General features: G+C 59.6%; 19 protein-coding genes. 5 read left to right on the top strand and 14 right to left on the bottom strand.

Features of this window, described 5'->3' with window-relative positions:
* Nucleotides 1-24: 24 nt before the first annotated feature.
* Nucleotides 25-933, bottom strand: coding sequence for a LysR family transcriptional regulator (locus CFBP6623_RS24465; protein WP_080843112.1), 909 nt, complete (start codon nt 931-933; stop codon nt 25-27).
* A 117-nt stretch (nt 934-1,050) separates the two neighbouring features.
* Here CFBP6623_RS24465 and CFBP6623_RS24460 point away from each other — a divergent pair, with 117 nt between their 5' ends.
* A complete protein-coding gene (locus CFBP6623_RS24460; protein WP_080843276.1) occupies nt 1,051-1,773 on the top strand; it encodes an SDR family oxidoreductase in 723 nt (240 codons plus the stop codon).
* A 51-nt stretch (nt 1,774-1,824) separates the two neighbouring features.
* The gene (locus tag CFBP6623_RS24455; RefSeq protein ID WP_408606507.1) at nt 1,825-2,103 is read left to right on the top strand and encodes an Atu4866 domain-containing protein; all 279 of its coding nucleotides are present in this window, start codon (nt 1,825-1,827) and stop codon (nt 2,101-2,103) included.
* A 220-nt stretch (nt 2,104-2,323) separates the two neighbouring features.
* Here CFBP6623_RS24455 and CFBP6623_RS24450 read toward each other — a convergent pair whose 3' ends face one another.
* The 8 genes from CFBP6623_RS24450 to CFBP6623_RS24415 all read right to left on the bottom strand — a co-directional run bounded on the left by CFBP6623_RS24450 (nt 2,324) and on the right by CFBP6623_RS24415 (nt 10,565).
* Entirely contained in the window at nt 2,324-3,319 is a 996-nt protein-coding gene (locus CFBP6623_RS24450; RefSeq protein WP_080843110.1) for a hypothetical protein, read from the bottom strand.
* A 179-nt stretch (nt 3,320-3,498) separates the two neighbouring features.
* Nucleotides 3,499-4,368, bottom strand: a complete 870-nt coding sequence (locus tag CFBP6623_RS24445; protein WP_080843109.1) for a sugar phosphate isomerase/epimerase family protein — start codon at nt 4,366-4,368, stop codon at nt 3,499-3,501.
* 65 nt (nt 4,369-4,433) lie between these two features.
* The gene (locus CFBP6623_RS24440) at nt 4,434-5,099 is read right to left on the bottom strand and encodes a nucleoside triphosphate hydrolase (RefSeq protein ID WP_080843108.1); all 666 of its coding nucleotides are present in this window, start codon (nt 5,097-5,099) and stop codon (nt 4,434-4,436) included.
* A 29-nt stretch (nt 5,100-5,128) separates the two neighbouring features.
* Entirely contained in the window at nt 5,129-5,977 is an 849-nt protein-coding gene (locus CFBP6623_RS24435; protein ID WP_080843107.1) for a sugar phosphate isomerase/epimerase family protein, read from the bottom strand.
* Between the two features lies 1 nt (nt 5,978).
* Nucleotides 5,979-6,974 carry an ABC transporter permease gene (locus tag CFBP6623_RS24430; RefSeq protein ID WP_080843106.1) on the bottom strand — a complete coding sequence of 332 codons (996 nt, stop codon included), beginning with the start codon at nt 6,972-6,974 and terminating at the stop codon, nt 5,979-5,981.
* Nucleotides 6,971-7,987, bottom strand: a complete 1,017-nt coding sequence (locus tag CFBP6623_RS24425) for an ABC transporter permease (protein ID WP_080843105.1) — start codon at nt 7,985-7,987, stop codon at nt 6,971-6,973. Before CFBP6623_RS24425 ends, CFBP6623_RS24430 begins: the two co-directional genes overlap by 4 nt.
* Nucleotides 7,980-9,470 (bottom strand): sugar ABC transporter ATP-binding protein, encoded by a 1,491-nt coding sequence (locus tag CFBP6623_RS24420; RefSeq protein ID WP_052820616.1) that lies wholly within the window; start codon nt 9,468-9,470, stop codon nt 7,980-7,982. Before CFBP6623_RS24420 ends, CFBP6623_RS24425 begins: the two co-directional genes overlap by 8 nt.
* A 117-nt stretch (nt 9,471-9,587) precedes the next feature.
* A complete protein-coding gene (locus CFBP6623_RS24415; RefSeq protein WP_080843104.1) occupies nt 9,588-10,565 on the bottom strand; it encodes a substrate-binding domain-containing protein in 978 nt (325 codons plus the stop codon).
* Nucleotides 10,566-10,802: 237 nt separating this feature from the next.
* Here CFBP6623_RS24415 and CFBP6623_RS24410 point away from each other — a divergent pair, with 237 nt between their 5' ends.
* Both CFBP6623_RS24410 and CFBP6623_RS24405 read left to right on the top strand, forming a co-directional pair.
* Complete coding sequence (locus tag CFBP6623_RS24410; protein WP_080843103.1) at nt 10,803-11,882, top strand: LacI family DNA-binding transcriptional regulator; 1,080 nt, start codon at nt 10,803-10,805, stop codon at nt 11,880-11,882.
* Between the two features lie 117 nt (nt 11,883-11,999).
* Nucleotides 12,000-12,329 carry a tetratricopeptide repeat protein gene (locus CFBP6623_RS24405; RefSeq protein WP_046801320.1) on the top strand — a complete coding sequence of 110 codons (330 nt, stop codon included), beginning with the start codon at nt 12,000-12,002 and terminating at the stop codon, nt 12,327-12,329.
* Here CFBP6623_RS24405 and CFBP6623_RS24400 read toward each other — a convergent pair.
* From CFBP6623_RS24400 to CFBP6623_RS24380, 5 genes are all read right to left on the bottom strand, one after another.
* Complete coding sequence (locus CFBP6623_RS24400) at nt 12,310-13,896, bottom strand: ABC-F family ATP-binding cassette domain-containing protein (RefSeq protein ID WP_080843102.1); 1,587 nt, start codon at nt 13,894-13,896, stop codon at nt 12,310-12,312. The two genes, CFBP6623_RS24405 and CFBP6623_RS24400, sit on opposite strands and share 20 nt — an antisense overlap.
* Before the next feature lie 179 nt (nt 13,897-14,075).
* Nucleotides 14,076-15,866 carry an ABC transporter ATP-binding protein gene (locus CFBP6623_RS24395; protein WP_080843275.1) on the bottom strand — a complete coding sequence of 597 codons (1,791 nt, stop codon included), beginning with the start codon at nt 15,864-15,866 and terminating at the stop codon, nt 14,076-14,078.
* Between the two features lie 460 nt (nt 15,867-16,326).
* Nucleotides 16,327-17,316 carry a Bug family tripartite tricarboxylate transporter substrate binding protein gene (locus tag CFBP6623_RS24390; protein ID WP_052820580.1) on the bottom strand — a complete coding sequence of 330 codons (990 nt, stop codon included), beginning with the start codon at nt 17,314-17,316 and terminating at the stop codon, nt 16,327-16,329.
* 103 nt (nt 17,317-17,419) lie between these two features.
* The gene (locus tag CFBP6623_RS24385) at nt 17,420-18,115 is read right to left on the bottom strand and encodes a superoxide dismutase (RefSeq protein ID WP_080843101.1); all 696 of its coding nucleotides are present in this window, start codon (nt 18,113-18,115) and stop codon (nt 17,420-17,422) included.
* 159 nt (nt 18,116-18,274) lie between these two features.
* Nucleotides 18,275-18,613, bottom strand: a complete 339-nt coding sequence (locus CFBP6623_RS24380; protein ID WP_046801270.1) for a GCG_CRPN prefix-to-repeats domain-containing protein — start codon at nt 18,611-18,613, stop codon at nt 18,275-18,277.
* Nucleotides 18,614-18,800: 187 nt separating this feature from the next.
* Here CFBP6623_RS24380 and CFBP6623_RS24375 point away from each other — a divergent pair, with 187 nt between their 5' ends.
* Nucleotides 18,801-19,001, top strand: coding sequence for a hypothetical protein (locus tag CFBP6623_RS24375; RefSeq protein ID WP_046801318.1), 201 nt, complete (start codon nt 18,801-18,803; stop codon nt 18,999-19,001).

Here is a 19,001-nt window from a genome sequence, read left to right as displayed (position 1 = left end):
GAAGCCAAGGCGCGCCATGATCGTCTAAAGCGACCGCGTGCGTTGCCTTGATGTCTTCACGTGATCGATCAGCGCCCGGAGTTTGGGCGCCAGATTACGCCTGCTCGGATAATAGAGGTAGAATCCGGGAAAATAAGGTGAGTAATCTTCAAGCAGCGGCACCAGCTCACCGCGATCGATCCAGCTGCGGAAGGTATCTTCGATACCGAAGGTGATCCCCGCTCCCGCCACCGCCATCCGGATCATCAGTGCCATGTCGTTGGTGGTGATCTCCGGCGCGACCGCGACGCTGAATTCCCGCCCGGCCTGCGCAAACTCCCAGCGATAGGGTGCGCTGCGCGGAGCCGGCCGCCAGCCAATGCACCGGTGATGTGCCAGTTCCTTCGGGTGAGTGGGCTTGGCTCTGCCTTTGAGATAATCAGGCGAACAGACCGCGAGCTGCCGCACATCCCCGGATATAGGCACGATGATCATGTCCTCATCGATCACCTCGCCCAGCCGCACGGCTGCGTCATAACCTTCGGCAACAATATCGAACTCCTCATCGGTCACCATGACATCTAGGTGGACATCCGGATAGGCAGCCGTGAAGCCGGCAAGAAGCGGCCCGGACAGGAAGTCTTCGGCAATGGAAGAAACGGCGAGCCGCAACAGCCCATTCGGACTTTCGCGCAATTCGCCCGCCTGTTCCACCGCCGCCGACATTTCGGCTATGGCGGGAGCGATATTGGCATAAAGCCCCTCACCCGCCTCGGTGAGACTGACGCTGCGGGTGGTGCGCAGCACCAGCGCCAGGCCGAGCATTTCCTCCAGCCGTCTAATTGTCTGGCTGACGGCGGAACGTGACACGCCCATTCGGTCCGCGGCAGCGCTGAAACTCTTCAGTTCCGCCACCAGCCCAAAGACGGAGAGAGCGTTCAGATCGGGCGTCACTGTTTAGCTATCCTTACCACTATGGAAATTAATAGGCATCTTATCTCAACAATGCTGCCTGTCTATCTTTCATGCAACCGCAATCGAGCGGTGGTTTTAAAAAGGAAGGACGGAACGATGGACAAGGTTGTTCTCATCACGGGAGCCTCCAGCGGCATTGGCGCGGGTATCGCCCGTGAACTCGGCAAGGCTGGCGCAAAACTCATGCTCGGCGCCCGCCGCACGGAGCGGCTGGAGGAACTCGCAAAGGAGATCCGGGAAGCGGGTAACAGCCAGGTGGCGGTCAGCCGACTGGATGTCACCAACCGTGCCGACGTGGCAGATTTCGCGGAGAAGGCGCGCGAAACCTTCGGCCGAGTCGATGTCATGATCAACAATGCCGGCGTTATGCCGCTTTCCCTGATGGCCTCGATGAAGGTCGACGAATGGGACCGCATGGTCGAAGTCAACATCAAGGGCGTGCTGCACGGCATAGCGGCCGTGCTGCCGGAGATGACGTCGCGCGGTTCCGGCCACATCATCAATATCGCCTCCATCGGGGCGCTGTCGGTGGTGCCGACCGCCGCCGTCTACTGCGCCACGAAATTCGCCGTTCGGGCAATTTCGGACGGGTTGCGGCAGGAACGGCCGGATCTGCGCGTCACCTGCATTCATCCCGGTGTGGTGGAAAGCGAACTGGCGGAAACGATCACCGATCCGGCAGCAGTCGAGGCCATGAAAACCTACCGCGCCATTGCGCTAAAGCCCGATGCCATCGGCCGCGCGGTGCGTTTCGCTATCCAACAGCCTGATGACGTCGATCTGAACGAGATCGTTGTTCGCCCAACGGCTGCCGCCTGAGGAGGAAAACAGATGAAAAACATGACGATACCCGTTGCCGCTGCCATTGCCATGCTGACGGGGACCGAAACCAGCGCCGGTTCCACGCCCCCGCAAGCTCACCCCTATATCGGCATGTGGGTGACAGGTGACGGCCATATCCGTCAGGAGCTTTTGGCCAACGGGCGTTATGACGAAGCCCGCGGCAACCGTAAAAGCGCCTATCAGGGCCGTTACGTCGTGACCGGCAATCACATCGATTACCGGGACGATACCGGCTTTACCGCGGATGGAACATTCATAGATGATGTCCTGCACCATGGCGGCATGATCTTTTACCGGGAGCGGTAAAGCACAGTGCGACGATGGATCGCGGCCACCCGCGATCCATCACCAGAAGACACCTGCGGCGCTACAGTATCTTTTGACAGCTGTTCGCGGTGTTTGAGATCGTTCTCGATTGGGATTTTCCCTTTGTCCCCAGTGTTTCAGCACGTTTCGTGACCTTCGACCATGGCCGGTAAGATAGCTCACGGACGAGCTATTTCCCCGCATCTCGGCCAGATCGGGTTCAATCCGCCGGGGTGGCCAGAACGTCTCCTTCCCTGTTCTGCACGAGGCTTGCGGGCGATGACGGCTGAAGATCAACATCAGGCAGAGGTGGGGTGAGCAGCCATGCGGCTGGATAATCTTTCCGAAGGTGCCGGGAATTATAGCGAACATGGGTTCCGGACGCATGGCGGCGGGTTCCGAGCGTTGCCTCTTTTGACAGGACCGCGCGTTTGATTTCGTAGAGTTTTCGTTCGTCATCAAGGGCAATCGTCGCATCGGAGAGATCGAAATTATCGACGTGGATGGTCTGACCCTGCGGCGTGCCGAGAACCCATCTGTCGGAATCGACGAAGCCGTCGATATAGACATTGCCGGTGGAAGCGCGCAGGGACGTTCCTTCCGGCAGGGTGATGCCATCGACGACATTGCCATTGGCAAGAATACATCTGCTGAAGGCGGATATGCTGCCATCGGGCCGCAGATCAAATTCCACCGGCTGGGTCGCGTCGCAGCGCCAGCCGCTCTGGATGGTTACGCCATTGCCGGTTATCCGCATGTTGTCGGGGGTAAAGCCGACGGTTTCGGAGTTGTCGTTGGTTTTTATCGCGATATAGCGGGCGATCTCGACGGCATCGATATCTGCAACGCGCACGGGATGCGGAAACAAGGCGCTGCTGAAGGCGTCCCTTGTATCGGCAATGGCCAGCTCGAGTTTCGTACCTTTGGGCATATCGATCTGGCCAAGCCGGGTTGGTGCAAGCAGTTCCGGCCGGTAGCTTGCCGTCCTCTCCCTGTCATAAGCCCGCATATGGATATAAAAATCACCGGTTTTCCACACGGTGAAGGCTGCGATGGCGGTCACCAGCCCATAGGGCAGCAGCATCGGGCGTTTCCAGCGGCCGCAGATATATCGAATGAGCAGCCCCAGCGTCCAGACGACCCAGACAAAGGTCGTGGTGAGAAGGAAGGCGACGAGAAGCAGCGCTTCGACGGACGGGAGTGCGACAGGGATCATGTGAACCAATGGCCTTGGGCGGACCGTTTCCGATCCTCAGATACCCCGCAGCCTTAGCCCATGAATTGTGGTTTGTTCAACCAGCCGATTGACTGCCCGCGTCGGTCATCAGTCTGTTTTTGGTGAGAGACCAGGCGCCGCCGGTGACGGGCGCCTGGGCAACACGCGTTTTGCGGACATCAGCCGCCGAGGACGAAACGGGAGAATGCCAGGGAATTTCTGGCGTCCTCGTCCATTTTGGCGATGTCGGCGCCATTGCTCAGATCACGCCACACCTTGATATCAGAACCGATGGTGCCACCGGTCTTGACGAACGGCTCCATGACGACGGCACCGGTGTAATTGATATCGCGAAGCGCGAGGCCGATTTCCTGCCAGGGCATCCTGCCTTTGCCCGGAACACGGCGATTGCTCTCGCCGGTGTGGAAGTGACCCAGCAGCGGGCCGGCCGTGCGTATGGCTTCGCCGAAACTGTCTTCCTCGATGTTCATGTGGAAGGTATCGAGCATGACCTTCACATTGTTCTTTCCGACGTCCTTGACGAAGGCGACGCCTTCGGCCGCCGTGTTGAGCACGTGGTTTTCAAAGCGGTTGAGGACTTCGATGCACAGGTTGATGCCGAGATCATTGGCGAAATCCGCAATGCCGTGAATGCCCTCAACACCACGCGCGTAATCACCCGGCTTGTCGACCGGCTGCGAATAATCGATCGGCCAGTAGGAATGCAGGGCGCCGCCGATGGTGCGGATGTCGAGCTTGGCGACATTGGTGAGCGTCCGCTCAAAAAACGCCTTGCCCGCCGCGCGCACGGCCGCATCTTCCGACGACAGGTTCTTTGATTTCGACGGGCCGATGCCGGCAGTGAGGATGATGCCGTTATCCTTCGCGCTCTGCTTGATGGCGGCGAGTTCGGCGTCGCTGTATTCGTTGATATGGTGGGCGGCGACTTCGATGATATCGAAGCCGAGTTTTGCGACCTTTTCGATATAGGGGCCGAACTTGGCGCTCCACTCATGTTCCCAGTAAGAATAATAGATGCCGTGTTTCATGGGGATTTCTTTCGCTTCTGTTTCACTTGGTTGGGATGTGGGCGCCCGCGATCATTCGGTGCGTCTCAGGAAGCGGCCCCGCTTCCCGGATTGCCGATGCGAAGATCGGGTTCGGTGCTCGTCGAGATGATGAAACGGCCGTTGGGAAGATCGTTCTCCTCGACCTTCCGGTTGATCTCGTCTTCGGCAAGACCGAAGCCCAGCCAGCGGTTTCTCAGCCGCGCACGCAGATCGTCCTCGCTGACATCGACAAAAACCGTCAGATCGAAGATCGGTTTGAGACGGTTCCACGGCGACTGGCCGGCGAGGAGATAATTGCCTTCACAGACGATGATATCGACGGATTGCGGGATCAGCCGGCCGCCGGCGCGGGCGATTTCAATCGCCCGGTCAAAGACCGGAACGGCAATGACATCATCCTCATTGGCCTTGAGGCGCTCGAGCATGTGGCGCAAACCGTGGGCATCGAACGTATCGATGGCGCCCTTGAACGGTCGCCGGTTCATCTCTTCGAGCACGGCATCGTCATAGTGATAACCATCCATCGGAAAAAGCGCGGCGGGCTCACCTTCGCCGGCGTTCAACACATCCACCACACCTTCGGCAATGGTCGATTTTCCCGATCCCGGGGCGCCGGCAATCGCGATCATCACGCGTCGGCCTTTGGCGCGGGCAAAGCGTTCGAGAGCGAGGCCCGCAATCTCACGGGCATTATCGTCAATTGTACTCAAGGTGGTCCTCGCCCCGATCATGATTGCGGTCAGAAAATCCGGTACTGGCTTGCCTTGTCGCGCAGGAAGGCCAGCCCCTTGTCGAGGACCTCGTCTGCGCCTGAAGCGACCGGCCGCCAGGTGGAAATCGCACCCGCCATCTCCTCCGGCATCGCGACAAAGCTTTCGAGCGTCAGCACGCCCTTGAAGCCAATGGCCGCGAGTGCGGCAAACACCGCGTCCCAGGCAACGTTGCCGAAACCCGGCGTGCCGCGGTCACTTTCCGACATATGCATGTATTTCAGATGGTTACGGGCAGCGATGATGCCATTGGCGATACCCTTCTCTTCCATGTTCATGTGGAAGGTATCGAGATGGACAAAGATATTGTCGGCACCGATACGCTCAACCAGCGCCACGGCCTGCTCGGCTGAGTTGACCAGATGGTTTTCGTAGCGGTTGACGGCCTCGATACCGAATTGCAGGCCAAGCGTCTTCGCGTGGCCGGCAGCCTGAGATAGCGCCCGTGTCAGATTGTCGTATTCAGCCTGCGTCGGCGGAAAACCCGTGCGCTCGCTGGTGCCGCCATAGGTCACGCCGGTCAGCGCCTCCGCCCCCATTTCGGCGGCCTTGTCCAGTGCAGCCTTCAGATGGGCGACGGCTGCTTCCGGACGGACGGAGGCCCAGGCGGGCTCCGGCAGGACCAGCGAGCAGGCAGCCCGCAGGCCGTATTTCTCCAGCAGGGCGCGGGTATGCGCCGTGTCAACGGATGCAAGATCGACAAGCGGAATCTCGATGAAGTCCTGCCCATAATCCGCAGCACCTGTAATGGCCCGCCTGGCGCTTTCATGATCCCAGTTGAGGGACCACATCATTGCGTGAACACCGAAGCCTTGCACGTCATACCTTCTTTCTGAGAGATGCGAAGTAGCTTGAAAACAGGCCGCGCGCCGCCATGACGACAATCATCAGCACACCCCACAGCGCCGTTGCCAGATGCTGGTTTGCGCCGAGAAGGTTGAGCCCGGACGACAGGAGCTGCAGAACGATCAGCGCGACAAAGACGGGCAGCACACGGCCGAAGCCGCCGAATGGATTGATGCCGCCGAGGAACGCCGCCAGTACCGTGATCAGCAGGTAGGATTCACCGTGTCCCACACGCACCGAGTTGAAGCGGGCAAGCATGATGATGCCGGCGACGGCACACATGAGACCCGAGAGCGTGTAGACGAGCACCTGGATCTTGCGGGTGTTGAGACCGGAATAACGCGCCGCCTCGATATTGGAGCCGATCATCAACAGACCGAAACCGAGCTTGGTGCGGGTCAGGAGTACGTGCCACAGCCCGACACAGGCGATGAAGATCAGCAGCGGGATGGGCAGCCCGAAAAGCGTGCCGTGACCAAGCGGCGCCATATAGGTCGGAAAACCGGAAACATCGCCTCCACGCGTCAGAAACTCCCCGAGCCCGCGCAGGAAAATCATCATCGACAGGGTGACGAGGATCGGGTGCGCGCGGGTATAGGCAATTGCCGCGCCGGTCATGGCGCCGGCAGCGCCGCCGGTGGCAAGGGCGGCAAGGCAGGCGAGCAGGAAGGCGCTCGGCGGTGCGTCCACGCCGCCATGGGCCTGCAGCACCCAGGCGGCCGCCAGCCCCGACAGATTGGCGGCGAAAGTGACCGAAAGATTGATCCCGCCGGTCAGCAGTGGCAGCAGCATCGCCAGTGTCAGCAGACCGAGTTCCGGCAGCTGGAAGGCGACCGAACCGAATGTGGCGAGCGACAGGAAATTATCCGCCAGCGTCCCGAAGATGAGCATGACCGCGACAAAGGCAATCACCGGCCCGGCCATGTCAGCGCCGAAAATCGCGTTGAATTTGCGAACGAAGCTGCTCATCGCTGCGCACTCTCCTTGTTTGCGGAGGTTCGCAGGGCCGCCGGCAGCAGCTTGTCGAACCGGGTGGAGGACAGCGTGATTGCGATGAGAATGATGGCGCCGACGATCATCTTGAATGCAAAGGGAGAGACGCCCATCAGGTTGAGGCCGTTCTGGGTGATGGACACCATCAACACGCCAAGCACGCAGCCGATGACCGAACCCTTGCCGCCGCCAAGCCGCGCGCCGCCAAGCACGGTGGCAGCAAGAACATCCAGCTCGCGGCCATAAAGCGCGTTGGGCACGACCTCCTGCGCGTAATGGGCCTGCATGAGCCCGGCAATACCAGCCATCAGGCCGAGCCAGCCGAAGGAAATGTAATGCATGGCGCCGATATTGATGCCGAAGCGGCGTGCGCCTTCCGGATTGTCACCGAAGGCATAAAGCTTGCGGCCGATGGTGGTGCGCGAAATCATGAACCAGGTGGCGAGGCAGCAGAGGATCATGACCACGACCGGCAGCGTCAGCTCGACCCAGGAACCATCCGGCATCTCGCGCTCATAAAACACCACGCGGGTCGAAAGCCATTCCGGCAGGTCGTAGATCGACACGCCCTTGGTGAAGAACATCAACAGCCCGAAGAAGATGTTGAAGGTGGAAATGGTCGCGACGATGGAAATGATATTGAGCCGCCAGACCAGAAAGGCGTTGACGAAGCCGAGACCAAGGCCGACGGCGCCGGCAATGATGAAACCTTCCGCCCAGTTTCCTCCGCCGAGCGCATTGAGCGCCAGCACCGTCACATATTGCACGACGGAAGCGGCAACGGCGAAGGAGATGTCGATACCGCCTGAAATCAACACGACAAGCAGGCCGACCGCAAAGATGATGTTGACCGCCGAGACATTCAGCACATCGAAGGCATTGGAGATGGTGAGGAAACGGTCGGTTGCGAAGGACAGGCCCGTGCAGAGCAGCACCATGACCACAAGCAGTGTGAATTCGGTCGTATGTCCGAGGATGAGCCTACGCATAGATGGCGGACTCCAGTTCGGTAAGCGACACATGTCGCGGATCATGGGTGGCGTGGAACCGGCCTTCGACCATGTGGATGATCCTGTCAGTGTTGAAATAGACTTCCGGCGGCTCGTCGGAGATGACGATGATCGAAAGACCTTCGGCGGCGAGCTTTCGGACAATTTCGAAAATGCCGGCGCGGGCACCGACATCGACACCCACGGTCGGCGCGTCCAGAATGAGGATTTTCGGCCCGATCGCCAGCCACTTGGCAATGGCCACGCGCTGCTGGTTTCCACCCGAAAGCGTACGGATCGGGTCTTCCGGCAGGCCGATCTTGACGCCGAGCGCTGAAATCCAGCGGGAAACCACATCCGCCTTTTTCGATGGCGAAATAAGGCCGCCCGTCAGCAAACGGTCGAGCGAGGCCATGACGAGATTATCGGCAATCGACTGGGGCTGATTGAGACCAAGTGCCAGCCGGTCTTCGGAAAGATAGGCGACGCCGGCCCGGATAGCATCCCGGTTGGAATGAAAATTCACTTTCTTCCCGTCGATCAGGATTTCACCCGATTGCGGCCGATGCATTCCGAAAAGGGTCAAGGCCAGTTCGGTGCGTCCGGCTCCCAGCAGGCCGGTAATCCCCAGCGTTTCGCCCCTCCTTAAATCGAAAGACACGTCTTCAAACTCACCTGCACGGCTGAGCCCGCGCACGGACAGAACGACCGGCTTGTCATCGTGATCAGCGGCAATGACGGCGCTGTCGAAATTACGGCCGGTCATCAGTTCGGTCACGCGTGACTGGGTCATGCCTTCAACCGGGAAGACCCCGACAAGCGATCCGTCACGCAGCACGGTGATACGGTCCGAAATCTCAAGCACTTCCGCCAGCCGGTGCGAGACGAACACAACCGCAACGCCGGAGGCGGAGAGGTTGCGGACGATATCGATCAGGTAGTCCGTTTCCGATTGCGTCAGCGACGCGGTCGGCTCGTCCATGAAAACGAGGCGCGCTTCCCCGACCAGCGCACGGGCAATCGCCACGATCTGGCGTTGGGCAATGGGCAGTTCCTTCAGCGGCCGGTGAATATCGATCTCAACGCCGAGCCGAGCCAAAGCCTTCTCGGCAGCATTTTCAATCGCGCCTTTGTCGACCAGCCCATACCTGCCGTTTACCGCGTACTGAAAGCCGATATTCTCCGCCACCGACATTTCATCAAACAGCGCCAGATCCTGCCAGATCACCTGAATACCAAGCGATTGCGCAAGCGTCGGGGTCATCGCGGCTATCGGCTTGCCGTCGAAATACAGTTCCGCATCGTTTTCGGGCGTATAAACGCCTGTTATGACCTTGATCAGCGTGCTTTTGCCACAGCCATTTTCGCCGGCAAGGCAATGCACTTCACCGGGATTGACCTCGAAAGAAACGCCCTTCAGGGCGCGCACGCCGCCAAAGGTGACTTTGACATTTTTGAGGGACAGGAGCGGTTCTGCGCTCATGATAGCGTATCTCTCCTTTCGCCGCGAAAGCATCGCAGACGTGGCGCTCGGCATGTTTTCCTGAATGGGCGTCGCGCGGGTATTTTTCCCGCGCGACGCCTGCGGCTCTGGGGAGGATCAGAGGCCCATGGAAACGAGCTTGTCGATGCTTTCTTTGTCGATCTTCAAAAGCTGGTCGACGACGATGGTGTTACCCTCGGGGTTGATGGTACCGAGACCTTCGATATTGTCGCCGGCCTTGGGTGTCTCGCCCTTGGCGATGCGGTCGGCGAGCGTGATGAACACCTCACCGGCCTGTTTCGGGTTCCACATGAAGCCGCCAGTCAGGGCACCGGATTTGATCAGCTTGGCGCCCTGCCCCGGCGAAAACGGGCCGATGACGAAGACCTTGCCATCCTTGCGCCGCTCTTCCACGGCACGTCCGGCACCGATCGGCCCCTGCGAACCGAAGGCAAGGAAACCGCTCAGGTCAGCATTGGCGGACATCAGATCGAGCGCCGTCGACCGGCTCTTGTCGAGATCTTCGGCGACGCCGTAGCGGTCGCCGACGAGCTTCATGTCCGGATAATTGGCCTTGATATAGGCGATGGCGGAATCGGCCCAGGCATTGTGAAGCGGCACGGTGAGCGAACCGACAAAGACGGCATAAGAACCCTTGCCGCCCATCTTTTCCGCCAGAAGCTTGCCATGCGCTTCACCAAAACCCTTGGCGGAAGCCAGTTCGAAATCCCAGTCAGCGCCGAGCTGCTTGGGCGATTCATGGGTGATGACCTTGATGCCGGCGGCCTGGGCCTTCTTCAGCACCGGCTCAAGCACCTTCGCATCATTCGGCACGACACCGATGAAATCGACCTTCTGGGCGATCAGGTCTTCGATGGCACGAACCTGCAGGGCCGGGTCGGCGCTGGTCGGGCCAACCATGAAACCGTCAACGCCGAGCTTCTTGCTCTGCTCCTTGATGCCGGCCTCCATGGCATTGAACCACGGAATACCGCCGATCTTGACGACGACGCCAACCTTCGGCCCTTCGGCGAAGGCCGCGGATGAGAGCAGCGCAAGCGACAGGCCGAGCGCCGCAGCAATAATTTTCTTCATGATGTTCCTCCTCAAAAAATCGGCAACCGAAATCCGCCGCAGCCAGTTTTTCCCTGCTGCGCTTCAAATCTCTCATCTCGCTTATTCGAGACTCTCCCTTGCCACTCCCATAGCAACCATCCTGCACAATCGATATTGCCAAACTGCACAATCGATGGTGCAATAACCATATCATGAAGCTCCCTTCCGTCAAGGGGATGCGTGCTCTAATAATCGGAATCAGCTGGGGAGATCGAAGTGACAGGCATAAGTTCCAAGAAAGCCACCATTTATGACTTGTCGCTCTTGTCTGGCGCGTCCGCCTCGACAGTGAGCGCGGTGTTGAATGGATCGTGGCGCAAGCGGCGGATTTCGGAGGAAACCGCAGACAAGATACTCTCGCTCGCCAAGGCACAGCGCTACACCACCAATCTGCAGGCCCGTGGCCTCAGGAGCTCAAAATCCGGTCTCGTCGGGCTTCTGGTGCCGGTTTATGACAACCGGTTCTTTTCATCGATGGCACAGACCTTTGAGGGGCAGGCACGCAAACGCGGCCTGTCACCCATGGTGGTTTCCGGGCGACGCGACCCCGAGGAAGAGCGCCGGACCGTCGAGACGCTGATCGCCTATTCGATTGACGCCCTGTTCATTGCGGGCGTCACCGATCCTGATGGCGTTCACCAGGTCTGCGCACGCGCCGCACTTCCCCACGTCAATATCGACCTGCCGGGCAAATTTGCGTCGTCCGTCATTTCCAATAACAGGCACGGCGCGGAAATCCTGACATCGGCAATCCTTGCCCATGCGGCAAAGGGTGGGTCGCTCGGTCCAGACGACGTCATCCTGTTCGGCGGTCACGACGACCACGCCAGCCGCGAGCGTATTGACGGCTTTCATGCCGCGAAAGCCGATTATTTCGGCGTGCAAAGTGGTGATGACATCGAAATCACCGGCTATTCGCCGCGCATGACGGAACTGGCATTCGAACGCTTCTTCGAGCGCAGGGGCCGCCTTCCCCGCTGTTTCTTCGTCAATTCATCGATCAACTTCGAGGGGTTGCTTCGTTTCATGGGACGTCATGACGGCGAGGCATTCGGCGACATCGTCGTCGGCTGTTTTGACTATGACCCATTCGCGTCTTTTCTTCCCTTTCCAGTTTACATGATCAAACCCGATATTGCGCAAATGCTCGAAAAAGGGTTCGAACTGCTCGAAGAGAACCGCGCAGAGCCGGAGGTCACCATTATCGAACCGCAGCTCATTCCCCCGCGCACCGCCCTTGAAGGGCCGCTTGATGATATCTGGGATCCGGTCGCGGTACGCCGCATGTCAATGTGAAACGTTCCGCTTTATCAGCGGAGGTTTCCTCCGGAGAGGCGCCAATCTCCGCTTGACCTCAACCGCACTTGACGTCGTATCGATTTGCATGAAGCCCACCATTGCGATGGAATGACGATGATTGAAAAGCTCCTGAAAATGCTGGAAGACGGTAAAGATGCCCCACTCCTGCGCTTTTCACTCGCAAAGGCCCTGATGGCCGCGCGGCAATTCGACGATGCGGCGCAACATCTGCGCGAGGCGGTTCACCAGGACCACGATTACTCGGCGGCCTGGGCGGCACTTGGCGAATGCCTTATGCATCTCGGAGACGATGACGGTGCCGTTGCCGCGTGGGTTGAAGGCAGCGCGGTCGCCATGAAAAAGGGTGACATCCAGGCAAAACGGCAGATGGACGTCCGGCTTCGGCGTGCGCAATCACGACGCCTCACGGTCCGCCAAGGGTAAGCCGCCGATCGATGCCAATCTTGCCAAGAAATGCCTCATCATGGCTGACAACCAGGAGCGCTCCGTCATAGGCTCTCAGGCCGGCCTCCACGGCCGCGATGGAATCGATATCCAGATGGTTTGTCGGTTCATCGAGGATCAGCAATTGCGGCGGCTGCGGGCCACAAAGAACGCAGGCAAGACCCGCGCGCAGCATCTGTCCACCCGAAAGCGTTCCGACGATCTGCAAGGCGGCATCGGCACGAAACATGAAGCGGGCAAGCGCTGCCCTGCAGGCGTTCTCTCCGGCCTGCGGGTTGAGTTGAAGGAAATTGTCGCGGATCGACAGCTTCGGGTCCAGCAGGCTGACCTGCTGGTCCAGAAAGACGGACGTCACACCGAGGTGAACCGTTCCTGACAACGGCGTCAGTTCATTCCTGATCACGGAAAGCAGCGTCGTTTTTCCCGATCCGTTCGGGCCTGTCACGGCCACGCGCTGCGGGCCGGTGATTTCGAAGGAAAGATCGGCGAACACGGGCTGTTTTCCCGAATATCCTGCGGTCAGGTTTTGCAGGCTCAATACGGTCCTGGTTGCGTGCAACCCGCTGGGTGGCAGGGTGACAGTAAGGTCCTGAAGGACTTCGATCCGCTGTCGCGCCGTCTGCAAATCATCGGTCGCTTCGGCTTTCAGACGACTGGCGAGATTGGCATTGTCGCCGCTGGTGTTTTCGGCACGCCTTTTCATGCCACCGGCGGCAATGCGCGGCATATCCCCCTTTGCCGCTTTTGCGGCGCCCTTTGCGTCGCGCCGGGCCTTGCGTTCCAGTGCCTCCTGCGACCGTCGCCTGACTTCGGACAGGCGCTTTTCGGCGCTGGCGAGGTCCTGTTCGGCGGCGGCCAGTTCCTGTGCCTTTTGCGCACGGTAATGGCTCCAGTTGCCGCCATAACGGGTTGCGCCCAGCGTCGTCATTTCGACGATCGCATCAAGCGTATCGAGAAGTTCCCGATCATGGCTGACGACAACCGCTCCGCCACGCCAACCGGCCAGAAAATCGGCAACGAACAGACGACCGTCACGGTCGAGATTGTTGGTCGGCTCATCGAGGATCAGGAAGTCCGGGGCGGCATGGATCTGGGCTGCAAGTGCCGTCCGTGTGCGCTGCCCGCCGGACAGAGCCGAAAGCAGCGTTGACGGCGAGGCGTCCAACCCGACATCAGCCAGCGCATCGGCGATTTTTTCCTCCAGCATCCAGTCAACGTCACCAAGCTCCTCCAGCGTCGCCTGCCCCGCCTCGGCGCGGGAAAGAACCTTGAGCGCCTCCCGCGCGTTGAAAAGATCCGCGACGGTCTCCCCGGGCATCACCTGCACGATTTGCCTGAGAACGCCGATCCGGCCGGAGACGGAGACCGTGCCGGCGGACGGCGACAATTCGCCGGCAATCAGCTTCAGAAGCGTCGTCTTGCCAACGCCGTTGCGCCCGACAAGGCCGGCTCGTTCGAGGCCGAAGCGAAGATTGATGTGGGAAAAGAGCGGATGACCGTCAGGCGTGGACCATGAGAGGTCTGAAAGGGTGATGGAACAAGGCATGGATATGGTTTCTCCGGATGACAAGGCGTTGCGGCTTTGTGATCGGGTTGAAATCCATGGTTCACCGTCCTGTTGGTATTGCGGAGAGAGCGCTACTAATGGAAAAAAGCGGCGTGTTCGTGGCGCGGGTTTGAAGTTGCCATGAAACGCCGGAGGGTGAACTCCGGCGTTTCATTGTTTCAGGCCACCAGGCCCTTGGTCAGTTCCAGCGCCTGCCGCTCGAACAGCCGGCGATAGATGCCGTCATTGAGGCGGATAAGCGCCTGATGGTCGCCTTCTTCGACAATCTTGCCCTTGTCGAACACCAGCAGCCGGTCCAGCGCCCTGACCGTGGAGAGCCGGTGCGCGATGACGAGCGTCGTGCGGCCATCCATCAGCCGTTCCATGGCCTGCTGGATCTGCACTTCGCTTTCGCTGTCGAGGCTCGAAGTGGCCTCGTCAAGGATCAGCACCGGTGCATCCGCAAGGAAGGCACGGGCAATGGCGACGCGCTGGCGTTCCCCGCCCGAGAGCTTAACGCCGCGTTCGCCGACCATGGTCTCATACCCTTTTGGAAGGGACATGATGAACTCATGGGCGCTGGCCTGTTTTGCCGCCTGCTCGATTTCCCGTCTTGAGGCACCCGGCCGGCCATAGGCGATGTTTTCCGCCAGCGTGCGGTGGAACAGGATGGGTTCCTGCTGCACGATGGCGATCTGGCCGCGCAGGCTCGATTGCGTGACACCGGCGATATTCTGCCCGTCGATGCGGATTGCGCCCGACTTGATGTCGTAAAGGCGCTGGATGAGCTTGACGAAGGTTGTCTTGCCCGAGCCGGAATGACCAACCAGCCCCACACGCTCGCCCGGCTTGATGGTGACCGAGAAGTCATCATAAAGCGGGGTGGGATGCGCGCCATATTGGAACGTGACGTGATCGAAGACGATCTCGCCCCTGCCGATATCAAGCCGCGCGGCATCCGGCCTGTCTTCGACGCCAAGCGGCATCTTGTCCAGCAGCACCAGCTCTTCCATGTCGTTGACGGCGCGTTGCAGGTTGCGGATATCCTGCCCCACATCACGCAGGTAACCCTGCAACACGAAGAACATTGCAAGCACGAAGGTGATATCACCCGGCGTCGCCAGCCCCTGTCGCCACATGATGAGACCGGTGCCGAGAATGCCGGCCTGCATGGATACCATCATGAAGCTCTGAATGGTGCCATTCAGCGTACCGCGCCGCCATGTCCTGCGCGTGCGGTTATCCCATTTCACCAGCACATGGCCCAGCCGCGTTTCCTCACGCGTTTCAGCGCCAAAGGCCTTGACGACCGAGTTGCAGCTGATGGCATCCGCCAGCGCCCCGCCAAGCCTTGTATCCCAGGCATTGGCAAGCCGTGCCGCAGGCGACACATAGCCCATGGAAAGAGCCACGGTGACACCGACATAGATCAGCGAGCCCAGGCCGACGATGAGGCCCATGACCGGCCAGTAGCTGCCCAGCACGATGGTGGCGCCGACCAGCATCACGAGGGACGGCAGAAGCGCGATGAGCAGCAGGTCGTTCAGCGAATCCAGCGCCCACATGCCACGCGTGATCTTGCGCACCGTAGAGCCGGCAAAGCTGTTGGCATGCCAGTCCGTGGAGAACCGCTGCACCTTGTGGAAGCCGTTATTGGTGACGTCAGCCATGGTTTTCAGCGTGAGCCTGATGATGCCGTTAAAGATGAACCAGCGCAGCACCACGCTGGTGAGACCCAGCGACACCACGATGACAAAAGCGTGCAGCGCCTTGTCCGCCCCGTTGCCGCCGGCAATGGCATCAACGATCTGGCCGGAAAAAACCGGCACCATGACTTCGGCCAGCGTGCTGGCAATGACCAGCACGATGATGAAACCCACCAGCGCCGGCCGGTGGCTCCAGTGGTGAAAAACAAAGCCGAGCACATGACGATAGGCATCGGCGCGGAAATCGAGCTTCTTGCGAGACATTTTAACCAGCACGGCGCCAGAAAATAGGCAACCGGTCCTCAAAACGGAAGTTGGATGGCACAGCCCGGACGGGAGACGAAATGATCCCGTCAGATCAATCGGGCTATGAAGGAAAAAACCGCATGTCGGGCGCGCGCAGGGCGGGCCGCGAATGGATATGACCTAGTGTCGGGTCATTCCCTGCGGGAGGTTTTCGGTGAATGCTGGTGTCATGCAACGCCTCCCTTTGTTTGATCTGACGCGGTGATACGTTTTGTAGCTGAGTGATTTGAGCTTGCCAAGCGGGTTTTTGCAACCTTATGGCAAGTGATGCGGAAACGACACATTGGCCGATGTGGCAGGCCCGTTCCTGGCCGGTCAATGACGGCTTCGGTTACGGTTCTGCAGTGGCAGCTGCTACTGCGCACCCAGCACGGAGTGCGCAGCGAGGTATCGAAGATACCGGGATTAGCGCTCCCGATCAGTCCATCTGCACATTTGCATTTTTGACGACCGGTTCCCACTTGGCGATTTCGGCCGCAACGTGGCTTTTCAGCTCATCGGGTGACGAAGCAACGATCTTGGCGCTGAACTCCGCCATGCGCGCGGCCACATTCGGATCGGCAAGCGCTTTCTTGGCGGCGGCATTGAGCTTATCGATCGCGTCGGCCGGCGTGCCGGCAGGCGCAAAGAGCGCATTCCAGGTGTAGGTTTCATAACCCGGCACTGTCTCGGCAATGGTCGGCATATCCGGGAAGGATGAAGCGCGCTCAGTGGTTGTCACACCAAGCGCCCGCAATGTTCCGGACTTGATGTGGCCTGATGACGACGGCAGATTGTCGAACATGATCGAAATCTGGTTGCCGAGAAGATCGTTGAGCGCCGGGCCTGCTCCCTTATAGGGAACATGCTGCATGCTGACACCGGCCATGCTCTTGAACAGTTCGCCTGAAAGATGCAGCGGCGTGCCATTGCCGGAAGATGCATAGGCATATTTATCCGGCTCGGCCTTGAGAAGCGCAATCAGTTCCGCAACGCTGTTGACGTTGAGCTTCGGATTGACGACCAGCACATTCGGCACCACCACCAGCAAGGAAACCGGGGCGAAATCCTTTTCCGGATCGTAAGGCTTTGTTTTGAGGATAAGCGGGTTGAGCGCATGGGTCGCAACCGTGCCCATCAGGATCGTATAGCCGTCCGGCTCTGCCCGGGCGACACGGTCGGCGCCGAGATTGCCACCGGCGCCGGCGACATTTTCAACAACGATCTGATGGCCAAGCTCATCGCCCATCTTCTGCGCGATGACACGCGCCACCACATCGGTGGAGCCGCCCGCAGCGAAAGGCACGACCAGCGTAATGGTCCGATCGGGAAAACCCTCGGCGCTCGCCGTCATTCCCAGCATGCAAAAAGAAGCTGCCGTAGCGGCAAGCTTCAACACCATGCGCCGTTTCGAAAACCGGTAATTCATGAACCCTCCTGTAACATGGCCTCCCCGCCATGCCGGCATAGTAGCTCAAAAGCACCTCGGGGCAAGCCATTGGTGTTTACGGGAGGGGACGAGTGTACCGGTCTCAGGCTTTGACGCGTTCTTCGACGACCCGCCAGTTCACCAGCTTGTCCAGCACGGCGCGGATATGTTCGGGCTTGCGATTTTCATAATCGACGTAATAGGCGTGTTCCCAGATATCGATGCCCAGGTAGGCGGGACGACCGACGGCGACCGGGTTCTTGCCGTCTTCATATCCGATGAGCGCAAGCTTGTTATCGTCGCCGCGTGTCAGCCATACCCAGCCGGTACCGAAGACCGTGTCGGAAACATCCACCGCCCTTTTGATGAAGCCTTCATAGTCGCCGAAGGTTTCGTTGACCTGGGCCGCTAGATCGCCGGTCGGCCGGTTGGGTCCGCCGGGAACGAACTGATCCCAATAGGCAACGTGGTTCCACGCCTGAGCGGCGTTGTTGAAAATCTTGATATCGTCAGCGTCCTTCGATTTTGCAGATTCGGTGACGATTTCCACCAGTGCCATGTCGGCATAACGTGTGCCGGCTGCCAGCGTGTTCAGCTTGTCGTAATAGGCCTTGTGGTGTTTACCGTAATGTAGGCCAACTGTTTTTTCGGAAATGACGGGCGCAAGATCGGCTTGGGCAAACGGGAGCGGTGGCTGCGCCAGCGGCAATGCGGCATGCGCCACGTACGGACGGGGGAAAATGGTGGCGGCGGCGGTGACCGCACCGGCTGCCAGAATGCTACGCCTTGAAATGTTCATGGTATCCTCCTTTGAATGTCGACATCCCGGGTTAACCCGCGAGCACCGCCGAGGTTTCCTCAATTCCAGTTGAATCGGGAATTGAGCCGTGGGTCGGCAGACAAAGGCATGATGTACGACAGGAGAAAGGCCCTCCCGGTTAAGAGAGGGCCTGGCCGATTACCAGCGATAATAATCGCGACGGTCACGCCATTCACGGTGTTCCCGCCAGTCGCGGCGGTCTCGCCGTTCCCGCCATTCTCTGCGGGCCTGACGTTCGCGCCATTCGCGGCGGCCTTCCCAGCGGTCGCGCCTGTCCCAGCCGCGCTCATAACGCGGCGGGCCGTTTGGACGGCAATAGCCGCGCGGCGACAGATGAAAGCCACGTCCGCAGGCATAGTCGACGGTCTGAACATTGGATGTCGCGGGTGCAGATGGCTGACCCACGGGCATGGCGTTCGCGCCGGTGCCGAACAGGGCGCTGAGTATCATTCCTGCGCCAAAAATCATCTTACGCATGTCATCTCCCTCCTTATGGGATGTCGGGATTTAGCGCCCCGGCGGGTGAACTGCGGCTGAATGAATCTGGGTGTTTTTGTGGCAGGGCGCCGCACTTCATGGCGAGGACGTGGCCGCGCGCCTCCAGACGACCGGTTGCAGCCGCGCGGTTTTGATCGTAGGTCTCAAGGTCACGGGGAGATGGCGATTGGACATCAATCAGGACGAAAAGCACGAAACGAAACCGGCGGGCAGACGCCCGCTCTGGCCATGGCTGTTATTGGGGCTTTTCACGCTTCTGGCCATTCACCTCTATATGGAGGTGAATGCCATGATGGATGATCTCGCCCGCACCTGGAGTGACCTCGTGCAGCTGTTCTGGTGGATCATGCCCGATCCGCAGGACTGA

Origin of the sequence: Agrobacterium tumefaciens, assembly GCF_005221385.1 — a bacterium.
GTDB classification, from domain to species: Bacteria; Pseudomonadota; Alphaproteobacteria; order Rhizobiales; family Rhizobiaceae; genus Agrobacterium; species Agrobacterium tomkonis.
Note: the sequence above shows the minus strand (reverse complement) of the source record. Positions and strands in the feature narration are given on the sequence as shown.

Bases quoted from the DNA above. Each gene is read 5' to 3' on its own strand.
- CFBP6623_RS24395 (WP_080843275.1), bottom strand. From the start codon at position 15,866: ATGTCTCGCAAGAAGCTCGATTTCCGCGCCGATGCCTATCGTCATGTG.
- CFBP6623_RS24460 (WP_080843276.1), top strand. From the start codon at position 1,051: ATGGACAAGGTTGTTCTCATCACGGGAGCCTCCAGCGGCATTGGCGCG.
- CFBP6623_RS24400 (WP_080843102.1), bottom strand. From the start codon at position 13,896: ATGCCTTGTTCCATCACCCTTTCAGACCTCTCATGGTCCACGCCTGAC.
- CFBP6623_RS24380 (WP_046801270.1), bottom strand. From the start codon at position 18,613: ATGCGTAAGATGATTTTTGGCGCAGGAATGATACTCAGCGCCCTGTTC.
- CFBP6623_RS24445 (WP_080843109.1), bottom strand. From the start codon at position 4,368: ATGAAACACGGCATCTATTATTCTTACTGGGAACATGAGTGGAGCGCC.
- CFBP6623_RS24430 (WP_080843106.1), bottom strand. From the start codon at position 6,974: ATGAGCAGCTTCGTTCGCAAATTCAACGCGATTTTCGGCGCTGACATG.
- CFBP6623_RS24390 (WP_052820580.1), bottom strand. From the start codon at position 17,316: ATGAATTACCGGTTTTCGAAACGGCGCATGGTGTTGAAGCTTGCCGCT.
- CFBP6623_RS24415 (WP_080843104.1), bottom strand. From the start codon at position 10,565: ATGAAGAAAATTATTGCTGCGGCGCTCGGCCTGTCGCTTGCGCTGCTC.
- CFBP6623_RS24385 (WP_080843101.1), bottom strand. From the start codon at position 18,115: ATGAACATTTCAAGGCGTAGCATTCTGGCAGCCGGTGCGGTCACCGCC.
- CFBP6623_RS24455 (WP_408606507.1), top strand. From the start codon at position 1,825: ATGCTGACGGGGACCGAAACCAGCGCCGGTTCCACGCCCCCGCAAGCT.
- CFBP6623_RS24420 (WP_052820616.1), bottom strand. From the start codon at position 9,470: ATGAGCGCAGAACCGCTCCTGTCCCTCAAAAATGTCAAAGTCACCTTT.
- CFBP6623_RS24450 (WP_080843110.1), bottom strand. From the start codon at position 3,319: ATGATCCCTGTCGCACTCCCGTCCGTCGAAGCGCTGCTTCTCGTCGCC.
- CFBP6623_RS24425 (WP_080843105.1), bottom strand. From the start codon at position 7,987: ATGCGTAGGCTCATCCTCGGACATACGACCGAATTCACACTGCTTGTG.
- CFBP6623_RS24405 (WP_046801320.1), top strand. From the start codon at position 12,000: ATGATTGAAAAGCTCCTGAAAATGCTGGAAGACGGTAAAGATGCCCCA.